This window comes from Burkholderia sp. 22088, from assembly GCF_052045915.1.
Taxonomy (GTDB): Bacteria; Pseudomonadota; Gammaproteobacteria; order Burkholderiales; family Burkholderiaceae; genus Burkholderia; species Burkholderia cepacia.
In genome coordinates this window covers 101,252-115,253 of sequence record NZ_JBQEPY010000016.1, presented here as the reverse complement: position 1 = coordinate 115,253, position 14,002 = coordinate 101,252, and the positions used below count along the sequence as shown (strand labels likewise).

The following is a 14,002-nucleotide window of genomic DNA, read 5'->3' as shown; positions in this document are numbered from 1 at the left end:
TCATGGTCGACAGCGCCGACTGAAGCACATATCGTTGGCTTGCTTTAAACAAGCGCGGCCAATTTTGTAAAAGCCGATTGTCAACGAACGACTCGGTCATGTCGAGTGACTGATAATGGCTGCGGGCTCAACCGTCCGGAGTTTCCGAAAAATCCGCAAAGAATAAAAAAAGCCCTTCCGAGAAGGGCCTTTCATGGACGAAGGTACGAGCGACACTTACCGCGTCAGCGCCGTGAACCCTTCCAGCAACCGATCGACATCAGCCGCCTGAATCGCGCCCATCGTCGAAATCCGGAACAGTTCCTTCGACAGCCCGCCTTGCCCCGCGTAGATCACGAAACCACGCGCCTTCAAGCCGTCATGCAACGTCTCGTACGTCACACCCTGCGGCAGCCGGTACGCGCGCAGCACGACCGACGATTCGCCTTCCGGCAGCACGAGCGGCATCCCGCGCGCCGCCAGCCCGGCCTGCGCCTGATCGGCGAGCGCCTTGTAATGCGCATGACGCGCACGCCAGCCGCCAGCCTCATCAAACTCGCGCAGCGCCTCGACGAGCGCGTAATACGCGTGCACGGAAGGCGTGAACGGCGTATTCCGCTGATCCTGCAGCTTTGCCAGGCGACCGAGATCGAGGTAGTAAGTGCGGCTTGCAGCCTTCGCGAGCGCGCTGCGCCGCACGATCACGAATGCAGCGCCCGGCACGCCGTGCAGGCACTTGTTCGCGGTCGCGGCAACCGCGTCGATGTCGCCGCCGGCGAAGTCGATCGCTTCCGCGCCGAAGCTGCTGACGCCATCGACGAGCATCTTCACACCACGCGCACGGCACACCCCGGCAATCGCGCCGAGATCGTTCAGCCGGCCCGTCGTCGTCTCGTGATGAATCACGGCGACATGCGAGTACCCGCCCGCATCGAGCCGTGCGGCGATCTGCGCGAGATCGGGCGCCTGCATCCACTCATGCTTCAGCACGTCATGCGCGATCCCGTACTGCGTCGCGATCTGCGTGATCCGCTCGCCGTACACGCCGTTCTCGATCACCAGCAGCTTGCCGTTCTGCGGCACGAGGGCCGCGATCATGCTTTCCACGGCGGCCGTGCCCGAACCCGTCATCAGCGCGGCGGTCCATTCGGCCGGATCGAGCTCGTACGCGGCAACGAGGCGCGCACGTGCTTCGTCCTGCAGATCGAAGAATTCGCTTTCGCGATGGCACAGATCGGGTTGCAGCAGGCTGCGGCGCACGCGTTCGGTGAGCGTGACCGGGCCGGGGTTCAACAGCAGCATCAATGGGCTCCTTCAACGTGGGCTTCGGTCTGCGCGGCGCCGATGTGCCGCATCAGACGGGTCTTGACCTCGACCGGCGTGACGGTCGGGCGGGGCAGGCCGTCGGGCACGCCGGCGCGGATCGCCAGGCGCACGAACTGCGCACCGTCGCTTGACCCGGCCAGCGCCGTGTCGAGCACGTCGAGCGTGTCGCCTTCGACCGCCGACGCGTAGCCGCACGCCGCCGCGACACCCGCGAACGACACGTGCTGCGACACCGTTGCCTGGCCGCCCGTCGATTCGTGCGCGCCGTTGTCGAGCAGCACGTGCGTGAGGTTCGCCGGGCCGTAGGTGCCGAGCGTCGCGAACGCGCCCATGCGCATCAGCGCGGCGCCGTCGCCGTCGACCGCAACGACCTTCAGGTCGGGTCGCGCGAGCGCGAGGCCGAGCGCGAGCGGCGTCACGCAGCCCATCGAACCGACCATGTACAACTGGTTCGGGCGATCGTCGATCGCGTAGAGTTCGCGGCCGCAGAAGCCGGTCGATGCGAGCACGACGGTCGAATCGACCGGCGTGTGCGCGATCACGCGCTGCAGCGCGTCCTGGCGGCTCGGCCAGGCTTCGGCCGACGCGGCGCGCGACGACGATTGCGCGACGACATGCGTGCGCGGCCTGGCGGCCGGGTTCGCCTTCAGCTCATACGGCGCGACGCTGCCTTTCTGCATCACGAGCGCGTACGGGCGGCCCGTCGCGTCCATGTGCGCGATCGCGCGGTCGAGTGCCGGGCCGACCTGTTCGGGGTCGGTCGGGAACGTCTCCCACGGGATCTCCATCGTGTCGAGCATCGCGGGCGTGATCGGGCCCATCAGCGCGTGCTGCGGCTCGTCGGATACGCCCGGCTGGCCGCGCCACGTGACGATCAGCAACTGCGGCAGGCGGAACGTCCAGGTCAGCGACGTGAGCGGGCTCACCGCGTTGCCGAGCCCCGAGTTCTGCATCATCGCGATGCCGCGCTTGCCGCCGAGCGTCGCGCCCGCGATCAGCGCGACCGCGTCGCCTTCGTTCGCGGCCGACACGTAATTCAGCGTCGGGTCCTGCAGCACGTAATTGATGAACGGCGTCAGGTACGAGCAGGGCACACCCGCGTACCAGTCGAAACCGCGCTCGCGCGCGGCCTCGACGAACTGTGCCGCTTCGATCATTGCGCGCCCCCGTTGCCGGTGCCCGGTTCGGACAGCGGCGTCTGGCCGTGCGCGAAGTCGCCCGCGCGGCGGAAGTCTTCGAGATCGTTCACACCGCGCCAGTGGCCGTGCACGTACTGCACCTCGATCTTCTCGCCGGCGGCGATCAGTTCGTTGAGCAGCGACGGGATGTCGAGCGTGTCGAAATCGTCGCGCGCCTGCAGCGTCGCGAGCATCGTCTTCAGGCGCTCGACACCGGCACCGCGCACGTTCAGCAGGCCGATCCAGCGGCCGTGCGGCGTGCCCGTGGCGACGTCGCTCGATACGCGTTGCAGGTAGGTTTTCTGGCCGAACAGGCCGCGATCGTCCGCCGCCGAGCACAGCGCGAAATCGCGCACGCTCTGGTTGGTTTCCGTCAGCGACGAATCGACCACCACGCTGAACTCGGCCTCGCTCTCCGCGAGGTCGCGCACGATGTAGCTGCGGAACAGCAGGTCGCCGTACGAGATCACGGTGTCGCCGGTCAGGCGTTCGGCCGCACATGCGAGCGACGCGAGTTCGCCCGTCTGCGCGTGGCGCTCGTTGACCACGAGCTTGATGCCCGACGTGTCGATCGCGTCGGCGCGGTAGCCGCCGACCACGGTGATGTCGTTCACGCCGTGCGTCTTGAAGCCGTCGACGAGCCAGCGCAGCAGCGGCTTGCCGGCGACCGGCAGCATGACCTTCGGCTTGTCTTCGGTCACGGCTTCGAGGCCCTTGCCGCGGCTCGCGGCGAGCACGATCGCCGCGTTCGACGCGCGCGACGACGACGACAGGTAGATGCGCTCGGCCGCCGAGTACTCGTCGGCGTCCTGCAGGCGGAAGATCTCGTTGACCGATGCCACGCGGTCCTCGACGTTGATCAGCGTTTCGCTCTCGTGGATCTCGCGCGCGGTCGCCTGCATCGCGGATGCCGACGCGCGGATCAGGTGGTTCGCCCAGATCACGGTGCTGATGCCGGCCTGGCGGAACACGTCGGTCGGCGTGCTGTAGTACTTGGTCGGCACGATCACGAGCGGCGCCTTGCCGCTCCATTCGCGCGCGAACTGCAGGATCTCGTCCGGGCGCGACAGCTTGCTGTGGATCAGGATCGCGTCGGCGCCGGCTTCCGCGTACGCGTTCGCGCGACGCAGTGCCTCGTCCATCCCCCAGCCTGCGATCAGCGCTTCGACACGCGCGACGATCGAGAAGTCGGGATCGGTCTGCGAATCCTTGCCGGCCTTGATCTTGCCGCAGAACTCGTCGATTTCCGCGAGCGGCTGGCGCTCGCCGCCGATGAAGCTGTTGGTCTTCGGGAACTGCTTGTCCTCGATACAGACGCCGGCGATGCCGCGCTGCTCGAGCTTCTTCACGAGGCGGCGCACGTTGTTGAAGTTGCCGTAGCCGGTGTCGCCGTCGAGCAGGATCGGCAGGTCGCTCGCGTCGGCCATGAATTCGAGCACGTCGACGACCTGCGTCCAGCTCGCTTCGTTGTTGTCGCGCACGCCGAACTGCGCGGAGATCGCGAGGCCCGATGCCCAGATGCCCTTGAAGCCGGCTTCGCGGACGATCCGTGCGGACAGGCCGTTGTGCGCTTCCATCAGGAATTCGAGGTCGCTGCTGACGAGCATGCGGCGCAGGCGTGCGCTGCGCGATTCGGTGAAGTTGGGTTCGCGTGCGTTCATCGTGCGACTCCTGCGGTGGTGCGTTGAATCAGGGGGAGGATTTCTTGGGTGGCGCGGGCGACGTCGTTCGGGAAGTCGATCTCGATCCACGGCGAGCCGGTGACGTCGGCGACGTCGAACGAATGACCGCCTTCGAGCAGCAGGTCGCGCACGGCTTCCTCGTGCGGCATGTTCGCGCGGCCGCTGTCGACGTAGCCCGCGACGATCGTCGCGAGGCGGCGCGCGGTGCCTTCGGTGAAGCGGAAGAAGCCGACCGATTCGCCGATCGTGTCGTATTCGAGGTCGACCGCGAGCTGCTTGCGCAGCTCGACCGGCACGCCGTTCTTCAGGCACAGCTTGACGGGTTCGTCGCCGGCCTCGAAGTCGCGGTCGATCAACAGGCGATCGACCGCCTTGTCGGCATCGGCCACCAGCGCGTGCAGGATGTTCTCGTCATACAGCACGTCGGCGTCCATCAGCAGCACGTCGCCGCCGCGTGTCATCGCGTCGGCGACGGTATGCACGGTCAGCACGCTGCCGAGGTCGTAGCGTTCGTTGATCACGATCTCGGCCTGGCGGCCGAGGCGCTTCAATTCCTGCTCGACCTTCCCGGCCTGGAAGCCGAGCCCGAGCACGATTTCGTCGACGCCCGCGGCATCGAGCACGCGCAGATGGCGCTCGAGCAGCGACACGTCGTCGAAGCGCAGCAGGCACTTCGGGAACTGTGCCTCGGGCGGTTGTTGCAGGCGCAAGCCGAGGCCTGCCGCAAGAATGATGGCTCGCATGGGTTCTCCAACCAAAAAGCCGGCGGATCTGAACGATCAGTCGGCGAGCGGCTGCGGCGCACGGCGCCGCTGCCAGTTTCTTTCACTGAAATGCAGATAGAGCAGGCCGGGCAGGCCGAGCGCGAGTTCGCGCGCGCGCTTCGCGAGCGACAGCGCGAGCGCCGCGTCGGGCGGCAGTCCGACCAGCGGCGCGAGCAGCAGGTAGCCGCCTTCCTGCGCGCCGAGCGAGCCCGGGATCGCGAAGGCCGCGCCACGAATGGCCTGGCCGACGCTCTCGAGCAGCAGCGCGTCGAGCCAGCTCACCGGGTGCCCGAGGAAGTGCAGCGCGAGCCACACTTCCGCGGTGCCGACGATCCAGCCGACGAGACTCAACGCGAACGTCTTCGCGACCTTCGCACGATCGCGGTACAGCGCGCCGACCGCGTCGTCGATCGCGTCGGCGCGGGTCGCCAGCGACGACCAGTCGCGCGGGCCGAGCAGCTTCGACGCGAGGCGCAGGCCGCGGCCGAACAGCCCGCGCCGCTGTGCGACGTAGAACAGCGCGGCGAGGGCGCCGAGCACGCCGGTGGCGATCAGCGCGGGCGTGCGCAGGTGCGCGACCGATTCGTGCGTGGCGTACAGGCTGAACGCGGCGATGCCGATCAGCGCGAACGCCATTTGCGAGAGCGCCTGCATCGTCGTGCTGACGGTGACGGCGGCCGCCGCGTCGGCCATCCGCGTGCCGCGCTGCGCGAGGTGGCGCACCATCAGCACGGGGCCGCCGATCTGCCCGGCGGGCAGCAGGCTGTTCACCGATTCGCCGACCCAGCGCGCGCGCAGCGCGTTGCGGAGTTCGGCGCCGGGCTGGCCGTGGCGGAACATCACGGAGATCGCCATCGCGTCGATCACGAGCGGCACGACGTGGAACGCCGCGACGAGCGCGAGCCCCCAGCCGGCCGCGAGGAACGTGGACGCGACCGCGCCGACGCCCTGCCAGGCGAGGAGTGCGACGAAGAGTGCGGTCCCGAGGGACAGCAGGATCAGGCCGGCGCGTGTCATGACCCGGTCGGGCGTCGCGTCGCCAGTTGCTTGAACACCTGGCGGAAGCCGAAATACGCGATCGCGTCCTTCATGTTCGAGATGAAGCGCTTCCACGGGCGCATGCCGGGGTTCGTCACGTATTCGAAGGTGAGCGACACGCGCATCTCGTTCTGGCCCAGCGGCGTGATGCGGTGGCGCAGCTTGTCGCCGTCGAACAGCACGATGCCGCCGTCGGCGATCTGGACGGAGCCCGGTTCGTCGGCCACGTCCGGATTGCGCGTGTGCAGCTCGTAGTCGAGCCGGCACGACGATTCGTCGATCACGCCGATCAGCAGCGTATAGCGGCGGCCGTCGTAGTACGACGTGTCGTAATGCCAGCCGATGTGGTCGCCGGGCTTCGTGTAGTAATACAGCGCATACGCGTGCGGGTCGTCGTCCGGCGACAGCATCAGCTTGTCGCCCGTGACCTTTTCCAGGAAGGAGATGAGCGCCTTCGAGCGATACAGTTCGGCGATGTACGGCGCCTGCTCGTCGATCGTATGGCGGCTGACGCTGCCGCCCTGCTTGTGGCCGGGCAGGTAATTGCGGTTCAGGCCGGCCTGCATCGCGCGGGCGGCCGCCGCGAGCTTCGCGTGCGCGTCGGCCGGCAGGAAGGCGTCGAGGTACAGGAACGAGCCCTGACGCGTGTAGTCGCCGCGCAGGCGGTCGAGGTCGAGCGAACCGACGCAGTCGGCCACGGTGCGATCGGGATCGGCGGCGGCCGCGCGCGCAGGCGCAGGGCGTGCCGGGCTCAGCACGGAGTCGTCGCGCGTGCTAGGAGTCATTTGGAAGCCTGGATTTCAGTTGGATTCTGCGCGACGTTGCCGCGCCGGACGATGCGCCACCAGTCGATCACGACCCATGCGGCGAAGAGCGGGGCGCCGATCGACGCCGCGAGCAGGAACGGTTCGACGCCGTCGAAGAGCGTCACGAGCGGCAGCAGGTACAGCACGTCTTCGGTTTCGAAGCCGCCGGCGAACGCCTGCTTGGTGCCGGCCTTGCCGGCGATCGATTCGATCCGCATGCGCAGGAAGAAGATCAGCGCGACGGCGGCGCCGGCCACCGCGCCGAGCAGCACCGGCGACGCGGCCATCTGGCCGCCCTGGGCGACGATGCCGAGGCCCATGCTGACGAACAGCGCGATCGTGACGAGCGCGTCCGCCGCGAGGTCGTAAAAATGACCGATCTTGCTGGATTTCCCGCTGATGCGGGCGAGCTCGCCGTCGGTGTGGTCGACGAAGTTCGACAGCACGATCAGGAACGCGCCGGCATTGCTCCAGCCGAAGCCGCCGTGCGCGAGGCACCAGGCGCCGGCGAGGCCGATCAGCAGACGAACGGTGGTGAGGTGATTCGGGGTGACGGGCGTGTCGACGAGCGGTCGGACAAGCGAGCGCGCGAGCCGCGCATCCCAGGTGCGTGGCAGGGGCGGTTCGGAACGTGTGGCGGTTTTTCTTTGGTCCATCGGCGAAATATATACGGAATTGTAATTTGTTGCTTTTTATTCGATCAATGTCCTGACATGAGCGAGTGTTACCGCGTCTTGCAACGATCGGCCGACCGAAAAGCGCGTGCGCGAAAGGGCGGCCGAACGGGGCGGCGGGATCCGTATTCCAGTGTGGTTCGCGTCGCGCGCCTGTCAAGGACGGACGGGCCTCACAGGCCGGTGCGGCGGTGTTTTTCGCGCTTCCCGGCGCGCGACGCGCGGCGCGTGCGAGCTTGACGTGCGTCAGGCCGGGACAACCCGCATCGGGTGACAATTGGCCGCGCCGGATGCGGCATCGACCATTGCCGATCGACGGGCGATGAATCGCAATGAAAATCCGTCGATTGATGCGTGCGGATTGGTGATCGTCGACCGGTCGTTGTGTCCGATGCTTTCGTGCACCTTTCATGTGCATTCGAATTGAACGGGGCGCCTGTCACAGAACGGCCGTTCGATACGCGGCAAATCCGGCAACGATCTTTTTCATACGGCGGACATTTCGCGGCGACCGCCTCTGAGATACTCCGACCATGCCTGTGGTGCCGGCCGCCCGTCGCGGCCACAAGGGCTTCATGTCGCTCAGGAGACACCCCCAGCGACGTCAACGACAGACCAAAGCATCAGAATCCAGCCATGTCTTCATCACGCATCCTCGCTCCCGCCCTGCGTTCGCTCGTCCGTACCGCCGACGAAGCCGCCGCGCTGATCCGTCCCGGCATGACCGTCGCCATGAGCGGCTTCACGGGGTCGGGCTATCCGAAGGCCGTTCCGGCCGCGCTCGCCGCCCACATCGACGCGGCGCACGCGCGCGGCGAGGACTTCCGGATCAACGTGCTGACGGGCGCGTCGACCGCACCGGAACTCGACGGCGCGCTCGCCCGCACCAACGGCATCTCGATGCGCCTGCCGTACCAGTCCGACCCGACGCTGCGCGACAAGATCAACGGCGGCGAAGTCGACTACCAGGACGTCCACCTGAGCCACGTCGCGCAATACGCATGGTTCGGGCTGTACGGCGATCTCGATGTCGCGATCGTCGAAGTCGCGGGCATCCGCGAGGACGGGCTGCTGATTCCGTCCGCCTCGATCGGCAACAACAAGACGTGGCTCGAACGCGCGAAGCACGTGATCCTCGAAGTCAACTCGCGCCAGCCGCTCGGCCTCGACGGGATGCACGACGTCTATTACGGCACCGCGCTGCCGCCGCACCGCAAGCCGATTCCGCTGACGAAAAGCGACGACCGGATCGGCGAGCCGTACCTGCGCTGCCCGGCCGACAAGATCGTCGCGATCGTCGAGACGGATGCACCGGATCGCAGCAACGCGTTCTCCGCGCCGGACGCCACCTCGAAGCAGATTGCGCACCAGCTGATCGATTTCCTGCGCCATGAAGTGAAGCGCGGCCGCCTGCCGGAAAACCTGCTGCCGCTGCAGTCGGGCGTCGGCAACATCACGAACGCGGTGCTCGCGGAGCTCAGCTCGGCCGGCTTCTCGAACCTGACCGCGTACACCGAAGTGATCCAGGACGGCATGCTCGACCTGCTCCAGGACGGCACGCTGAGCTTCGCGTCGGCCACCGCGCTGTCGCTGAGCCCGGCCGCCGTGCAGCGCTTCGCCGACGAAATCGCGACGTTCCGCGAGAAGATCGTGCTGCGCCCGCAGGAGATCAGCAACCATCCGGAACTCGTGCGCCGTCTCGGCTGCATCGCGATGAACGGGATGATCGAGGCCGACATCTACGGCAACGTGAACTCGACGCACGTGATGGGCACGAAGATCCAGAACGGCATCGGCGGCTCGGGCGACTTCGCGCGCAACGGCTACCTGTCGTGCTTCATGTCGGCGAGTACCGCGAAGGGCGGCGCGATTTCGCGGATCGTGCCGATGGCGAGCCACGTCGACCATACCGAGCACGACGTCGCGGTGGTCGTCACCGAGCAGGGCCTTGCCGACCTGCGCGGCCTGTCGCCGAAGCAGCGTGCACGCAAGGTCATCGCGACCTGCGCGCATCCCGACTACCGGCCGATGCTCGAGGATTATTTCGAGCGTGCGTCGCGCGAGAGCTTCGGCAAGCACACGCCGCACCTGCTCGCCGAGGCGCTGTCGTGGCACGAGCGGTACGTGCGTACGGGGACGATGAAGGCCTGACGGTTCGGCCTGCGACGGGCGCGCGCCCGTCGCATCGTCAATCCATCGCCGCATGCGCGATCTCCACGCTCGCCGTTTTCTGCGGCGGGCGGATCAGCAGCAACAGCGGAATCATCAGCAGCGTCGCGACGAACATCAGCTTGAAATCGTTCAGGTAGGCGATCATCGATGCCTGCTGGTTGATCGTGCGGTCGAGCAGCGCGAAGTCGAGATGGCTGCCGGCCATCGCCTGCACGGCCGGGTTGAACGGCGTGATCTGCGCGGCGAGATCGGCGTGCGACACCTGCGTGTTGCGCGTCATCAGCGTCTGCACGATCGAGATGCCGATACTGCTGCCGATGTTGCGCATCAGGCTGTAGGTGGCCGTGCCGTCCGCACGCAGGTCGGGCGGCAACGTCGAGAACGACAGCGCGCTCAGCGGCACGAACACGAGCCCCAGCCCGAAGCCCTGCACCACGCCCGGCCACACGATGTCCGCTTCGGACAGCACGACCGTGTACTGCATCATCTGCCATAGCGCGAGCGCGGAAATCGACAGCCCCGCGAGCAGCAGCATCCGCGCATCCACGTATTTCAGCAGCCTGCCGACGAACAGCATCGCGATCATCGTGCCGGCGCCGCTCGGCGCGGTGACGAGGCCCGTTGTCGCGACCGGGTAGCCCATCAGGTTCTGCAGCATCGGCGGCAGCAGCGCGCGCGTCGCGTACAGCACCGCGCCGACCACGAAGATGAACAGCGTGCCCGTCGCGAAGTTCGGGTCGCGCAGCAGTTCCGACTTGAAGAACGACGCCTTGCCGACGGTCGCGGTATGCACGAGGAAGAACGCGAAGCTAAGCGCCGCGACGATCGCCTCGATGCGGATCTCATACGAGCCGAACCAGTCGAGCTGTTCGCCGCGGTCGAGCATCGCCTGGAACGCGCCGATCGCGAGCGCCAGCGTCGCGAAGCCGAACGCGTCGAATTTCACATGCGGGCGCGGCGCGCGGGCGGGCAGGAAGGTCATCACGCCGGCCAGCGCGAATGCGCCGATCGGCACGTTGATGAAGAACACCCAGCGCCAGTTGTAGCTGTCGGTGAGCCAGCCGCCGAGCGTCGGGCCGAGGATCGGGCCGACCATCACGCCCATCCCCCAGATCGCCATTGCCTGGCCCTGCTTCTCGCGCGGGTTGATGTCGAGCAGGATCGACTGCGACAGCGGCACCAGCGCGGCGCCGAACACGCCCTGCAGCAGGCGGGCGCCGACGATCTGCACGAGTGTCTCGGACAGCCCGCACAGCGCGGATGCGACCGTGAAGCCCGCGATCGACACGATCAGCAGCCGTTTCACGCTGAGCCGGTCGGACAGCCAGCCGGTGAGCGGTGTCGCGATCGCCGCCGCGACGATGTAGGAGGTCAGCACCCACGTGATCTCGTCCTGCGACGCGGACAGCGTGCCTTGCATGTGCGGCAGCGCGACGTTCGCGATCGTGCTGTCGAGGGTCTGGATCAGCGTGGCGAGCATGATCGACAGGGTCAGCATCGGCCGGTTCAGGGCGGGCGAGGCGGGGGCGTCGGCGGCGGGGTTCAAGCGGGTGTCTCCGTGGGGCGGTCGCCGTGGGCGGCGATCCGGTATCGCTGGAATTATAAGCACGCTTATTATAGATCCGCTTATCGCCGGGCCGGGAGCGATGGGGGGCTGTCGGCTTGACCCTATAATCCCGGCATGGACAAGACCTACGAGAACCGGATCGGCTACCTGATTTCCGACGTGGCCCGCCTGAACGGGCGCCTGTTCGACCGGCGCGCGAAGCGCATCGGGCTGACGCGCGCGCAAAGCCGCGTGATCGCATACCTGACGTGGAAGGGCGAGATGAATCAGGCACGGCTCGCCGAATGGCTCGAGATCGCGCCGATCTCGCTTACCCGGTTGCTCGACCGGATGGAAAGTTATGGCTGGATCGAACGCGTCGCGAACGACGACGATCGCCGTGCGTTCGTGATCCGGCTGACCGACAAGTCGCGCGAGATCTTTCCGCAGATGCTCGAAGTGGGTGACACCGTCGTCGACGACGGTTTGCGCGGCTTCACGCCCGACGAGCGCGATACGCTGGTGCGGCTGCTCGGGCGCGTGCGCCACAACCTGATCGACTGCGGCGGGGAGTGATGGGCAGCGTCATCCGGGCCGGCCGGATGAACGGGTTGACCGCTACGGGAATACCGGGTGGCCGTGCGCAGGCGTGCCACGTTGGCCCGTATGACGGCATGGGCGTGGTCATTGCCGTTGCCGTTATGTCGGCGCGGCCATCACTCGGCTCGCGCAGGACAAAGCGCCCGCCACACTTCGACGAAGCGCTTGTGCGGGCGTCGACGTCGGCTCCGTGAGCCGGCGCTACCCGTCACGGCGTCGGCAAGACGGTGTGCTCAACGGGGCAGCGCTGCCAGCGTGAACGCCGCCAGATAAAGCCCCACACCATACGACAGATGCGCGATGACACTGCGCCGGCGCGCGACGCCCGGGTGCGGCGTGCGCGACGCCGCGATGCCGAGGCCGAACGCGGGCTGCATCACGAAGAACGGCGCGACCACGCTGGCGAGGCCGGCGACGAGCGCGGGGAGCGGTGTCGGTGTGCCGATCCATGCCGTGCCCGCGATCGCGACGGGCAGCGCCGCGTACGCGATGCCGATCGCGTAATGCGCGATCCAGCCGAGCGTGCGTTCTCCCGACACGGGCGGCGCGGCGGCGATCGACACGTGCCGGAACCGGCCTTGCATCATGTGACCGATCCAGCGGCCGACCAGCGCATAGTCGAGCGACGGAATGCCGAATGCACGTCGGCGCAACAGCGCCCACAGATCCATCACGAGCGTCGCGCCCGTGCCGATCAGCAACAGGTTGAGCAGGACGTCGGGCAGGCTCATCGCGAACCACCGGCGCGGAGGGCGACGGTTGCGCGGCGCAGCGGGATACAGCGTGGATTCGGCGGTTTCATGGCAGTCAGGGCTTGTCTTTATGGAGTCGAGCGCCTATCTTGCAACCTCAAGTTCACTTGAGGTCAAGCATGAGTCGGCTGGACATTGCGGATGTGGCGCGGCGCTCGGGATTGCCCGCGTCGACGCTGCGCTACTACGAGGAAAAGGGGCTGATCGTCCCGATCGGCCGCCACGGGCTGCGGCGGCAATACGACGAGTCGGTGCTGGAGCGGCTGGCACTGATCGCGCTGGGCCGCGAGGCCGGTTTTTCGCTCGACGACATCCTCGCGATGGTGGACACGGACGGCCTGCCTGCGATCGATCGCGCGAAGCTCGACAGCAAGGCCGACGAACTCGACCGCACGATCCGCCGTCTCGGCGCCGTGCGCGATGCGCTGCGGCACGCGGCCGTGTGCCCGGCGGCGAACCATCTCGAATGCCCGTCGTTCCAGAAGCTGCTGCGCATTGCCGCGCATCGCAATCCGGCGCGTCGCGCGAAGGCGGACGGCGCATAGGTAGCGCGCCCGCGCGACGTGCGGGTGCATCAGCAGTCCGGCGGCAGGGTGGCGGCGGTGCCGATCCCGGCCGGAATTCGAAAACGAAAACAGGAACAACGGGGTTGACGCGTGTCGTTATTGCTTGCGCCATTGCTGGTGCTTTATGTGCTTCCGGCCGCGTACGCGGCATCGAAAGTCGGGCCGCACTACGGATTTCTCGCGGGGTGCGCGACGATGGCGGTCGTGCTGGCGATGCAGACAGCCCTGCTGACGTGGGGAACCGCCTGGGTGAAGCGACGGCGTGGGGGTATCGGGCAGCCCGAGACGGCCGCGCAGGCCGTACCGGCCGACAGTCCGGACGACGAACCGGCTGACGACGCTGAAGACGCCGGCGATGCCGGCGACGCGCCCGACGTACCGCTTCGATACGGCGAGCATGCACGATTCAAGCAAGTGGATCCGATGGCTGGCGACGCGCGGTCCGACGTCGCGCGCTATTTCTACGACAACGCGAAGCGGACGATCGAATCGTATGTGGACGTCGAGACGGGGCACGGCGATTCGGGCGCGTCGATGGTGTCGATGGCCGAACTTGCCGTCGAGGATGGGGGGCCGGCCGCGCCACCTGACCAAACGCTGACCGTGTTCGTGTCGAACGACGGCGCATGGTCGGGGTTCCGCGTGGGCGACGACAGCTTCCGCTTCCGTCACGGCGCGATCACGAGATTGCGGCTCACGCGGGTGATACCGATACGCTGGAAGGGCGGCTACACGGTGACGTTGTGGTTCGACGTGCCGAACCGGAAAAGCGGCGCCGATTACGTGTCGTATTCGACCTGGTTCGATCTCGCGGTGGAATATTCCGGTCGCCGCTCACGTGCGCTCACTCATGCCTGTCGCGAGATCGCGTCCGTGCTCGGCGTGGCGTTCGACGTCGACGAAACCTCCGACGACTGAC

General features: G+C 67.2%; 13 protein-coding genes. 4 read left to right on the top strand and 9 right to left on the bottom strand.

Annotation, left to right across the window (positions count from 1 at the left end; all coding sequences use genetic code 11):
• Positions 1-216 precede the first annotated feature (216 nt).
• The 7 genes from ACTJLD_RS28255 to ACTJLD_RS28225 are packed head-to-tail and all read right to left on the bottom strand — an operon-like array spanning position 217 to position 7,429.
• Positions 217-1,281 (bottom strand): 2-aminoethylphosphonate aminotransferase, encoded by a 1,065-nt coding sequence (locus tag ACTJLD_RS28255; RefSeq protein ID WP_440660098.1) that lies wholly within the window; start codon positions 1,279-1,281, stop codon positions 217-219.
• Complete coding sequence (gene aepY / locus ACTJLD_RS28250; protein ID WP_440660097.1) at positions 1,281-2,462, bottom strand: phosphonopyruvate decarboxylase; 1,182 nt, start codon at positions 2,460-2,462, stop codon at positions 1,281-1,283. Before aepY ends, ACTJLD_RS28255 begins: the two co-directional genes overlap by 1 nt.
• Positions 2,459-4,144 (bottom strand): phosphoenolpyruvate mutase, encoded by a 1,686-nt coding sequence (aepX, locus tag ACTJLD_RS28245; RefSeq protein WP_060315171.1) that lies wholly within the window; start codon positions 4,142-4,144, stop codon positions 2,459-2,461. Before aepX ends, aepY begins: the two co-directional genes overlap by 4 nt.
• Positions 4,141-4,908 carry an NTP transferase domain-containing protein gene (locus tag ACTJLD_RS28240; protein WP_027791322.1) on the bottom strand — a complete coding sequence of 256 codons (768 nt, stop codon included), beginning with the start codon at positions 4,906-4,908 and terminating at the stop codon, positions 4,141-4,143. The genes aepX and ACTJLD_RS28240 overlap by 4 nt, the downstream gene beginning before the upstream one ends.
• A 36-nt stretch (positions 4,909-4,944) precedes the next feature.
• Entirely contained in the window at positions 4,945-5,946 is a 1,002-nt protein-coding gene (locus tag ACTJLD_RS28235) for an HpnL family protein (RefSeq protein WP_027791323.1), read from the bottom strand.
• Positions 5,943-6,752 carry a HalD/BesD family halogenase gene (locus ACTJLD_RS28230; protein WP_059485097.1) on the bottom strand — a complete coding sequence of 270 codons (810 nt, stop codon included), beginning with the start codon at positions 6,750-6,752 and terminating at the stop codon, positions 5,943-5,945. The genes ACTJLD_RS28235 and ACTJLD_RS28230 overlap by 4 nt, the downstream gene beginning before the upstream one ends.
• Positions 6,749-7,429 carry a CDP-alcohol phosphatidyltransferase family protein gene (locus tag ACTJLD_RS28225; protein WP_021162080.1) on the bottom strand — a complete coding sequence of 227 codons (681 nt, stop codon included), beginning with the start codon at positions 7,427-7,429 and terminating at the stop codon, positions 6,749-6,751. Before ACTJLD_RS28225 ends, ACTJLD_RS28230 begins: the two co-directional genes overlap by 4 nt.
• 654 nt (positions 7,430-8,083) lie before the next feature.
• On the opposite strand from ACTJLD_RS28225, the gene ACTJLD_RS28220 reads away from it, so the two are divergent.
• Positions 8,084-9,598 (top strand): acetyl-CoA hydrolase/transferase family protein, encoded by a 1,515-nt coding sequence (locus tag ACTJLD_RS28220; protein ID WP_027791325.1) that lies wholly within the window; start codon positions 8,084-8,086, stop codon positions 9,596-9,598.
• A 37-nt stretch (positions 9,599-9,635) separates the two neighbouring features.
• On the opposite strand, the gene ACTJLD_RS28215 is transcribed toward ACTJLD_RS28220, so the two are convergent.
• Positions 9,636-11,165 (bottom strand): DHA2 family efflux MFS transporter permease subunit, encoded by a 1,530-nt coding sequence (locus ACTJLD_RS28215; protein WP_060315168.1) that lies wholly within the window; start codon positions 11,163-11,165, stop codon positions 9,636-9,638.
• Positions 11,166-11,300: 135 nt separating this feature from the next.
• Here ACTJLD_RS28215 and ACTJLD_RS28210 point away from each other — a divergent pair, with 135 nt between their 5' ends.
• Positions 11,301-11,741, top strand: coding sequence for a MarR family winged helix-turn-helix transcriptional regulator (locus tag ACTJLD_RS28210; RefSeq protein ID WP_021162076.1), 441 nt, complete (start codon positions 11,301-11,303; stop codon positions 11,739-11,741).
• A 257-nt stretch (positions 11,742-11,998) separates the two neighbouring features.
• On the opposite strand, the gene ACTJLD_RS28205 is transcribed toward ACTJLD_RS28210, so the two are convergent.
• Positions 11,999-12,496, bottom strand: a complete 498-nt coding sequence (locus ACTJLD_RS28205; RefSeq protein ID WP_124917854.1) for a DUF2938 domain-containing protein — start codon at positions 12,494-12,496, stop codon at positions 11,999-12,001.
• 140 nt (positions 12,497-12,636) lie between these two features.
• On the opposite strand from ACTJLD_RS28205, the gene ACTJLD_RS28200 reads away from it, so the two are divergent.
• Positions 12,637-13,062: a helix-turn-helix domain-containing protein gene (locus ACTJLD_RS28200; protein ID WP_021162074.1), complete on the top strand. Its 426-nt coding sequence runs from the start codon at positions 12,637-12,639 to the stop codon at positions 13,060-13,062.
• A gap of 111 nt (positions 13,063-13,173) precedes the next feature.
• Positions 13,174-14,001: a hypothetical protein gene (locus ACTJLD_RS28195; RefSeq protein WP_440660092.1), complete on the top strand. Its 828-nt coding sequence runs from the start codon at positions 13,174-13,176 to the stop codon at positions 13,999-14,001.
• The last annotated feature ends 1 nt before the right edge of the window (position 14,002 follow it).

Coding starts and splice junctions, on each gene's coding strand:
- ACTJLD_RS28230 (WP_059485097.1), bottom strand. CDS start 6,752: ATGACTCCTAGCACGCGCGACGACTCCGTGCTGAGCCCGGCACGCCCT.
- aepY (WP_440660097.1), bottom strand. CDS start 2,462: ATGATCGAAGCGGCACAGTTCGTCGAGGCCGCGCGCGAGCGCGGTTTC.
- ACTJLD_RS28225 (WP_021162080.1), bottom strand. CDS start 7,429: ATGGACCAAAGAAAAACCGCCACACGTTCCGAACCGCCCCTGCCACGC.
- ACTJLD_RS28205 (WP_124917854.1), bottom strand. CDS start 12,496: ATGAGCCTGCCCGACGTCCTGCTCAACCTGTTGCTGATCGGCACGGGC.
- ACTJLD_RS28220 (WP_027791325.1), top strand. CDS start 8,084: ATGTCTTCATCACGCATCCTCGCTCCCGCCCTGCGTTCGCTCGTCCGT.
- ACTJLD_RS28235 (WP_027791323.1), bottom strand. CDS start 5,946: ATGACACGCGCCGGCCTGATCCTGCTGTCCCTCGGGACCGCACTCTTC.
- ACTJLD_RS28240 (WP_027791322.1), bottom strand. CDS start 4,908: ATGCGAGCCATCATTCTTGCGGCAGGCCTCGGCTTGCGCCTGCAACAA.
- ACTJLD_RS28200 (WP_021162074.1), top strand. CDS start 12,637: ATGAGTCGGCTGGACATTGCGGATGTGGCGCGGCGCTCGGGATTGCCC.
- ACTJLD_RS28255 (WP_440660098.1), bottom strand. CDS start 1,281: ATGCTGCTGTTGAACCCCGGCCCGGTCACGCTCACCGAACGCGTGCGC.
- ACTJLD_RS28210 (WP_021162076.1), top strand. CDS start 11,301: ATGGACAAGACCTACGAGAACCGGATCGGCTACCTGATTTCCGACGTG.
- aepX (WP_060315171.1), bottom strand. CDS start 4,144: ATGAACGCACGCGAACCCAACTTCACCGAATCGCGCAGCGCACGCCTG.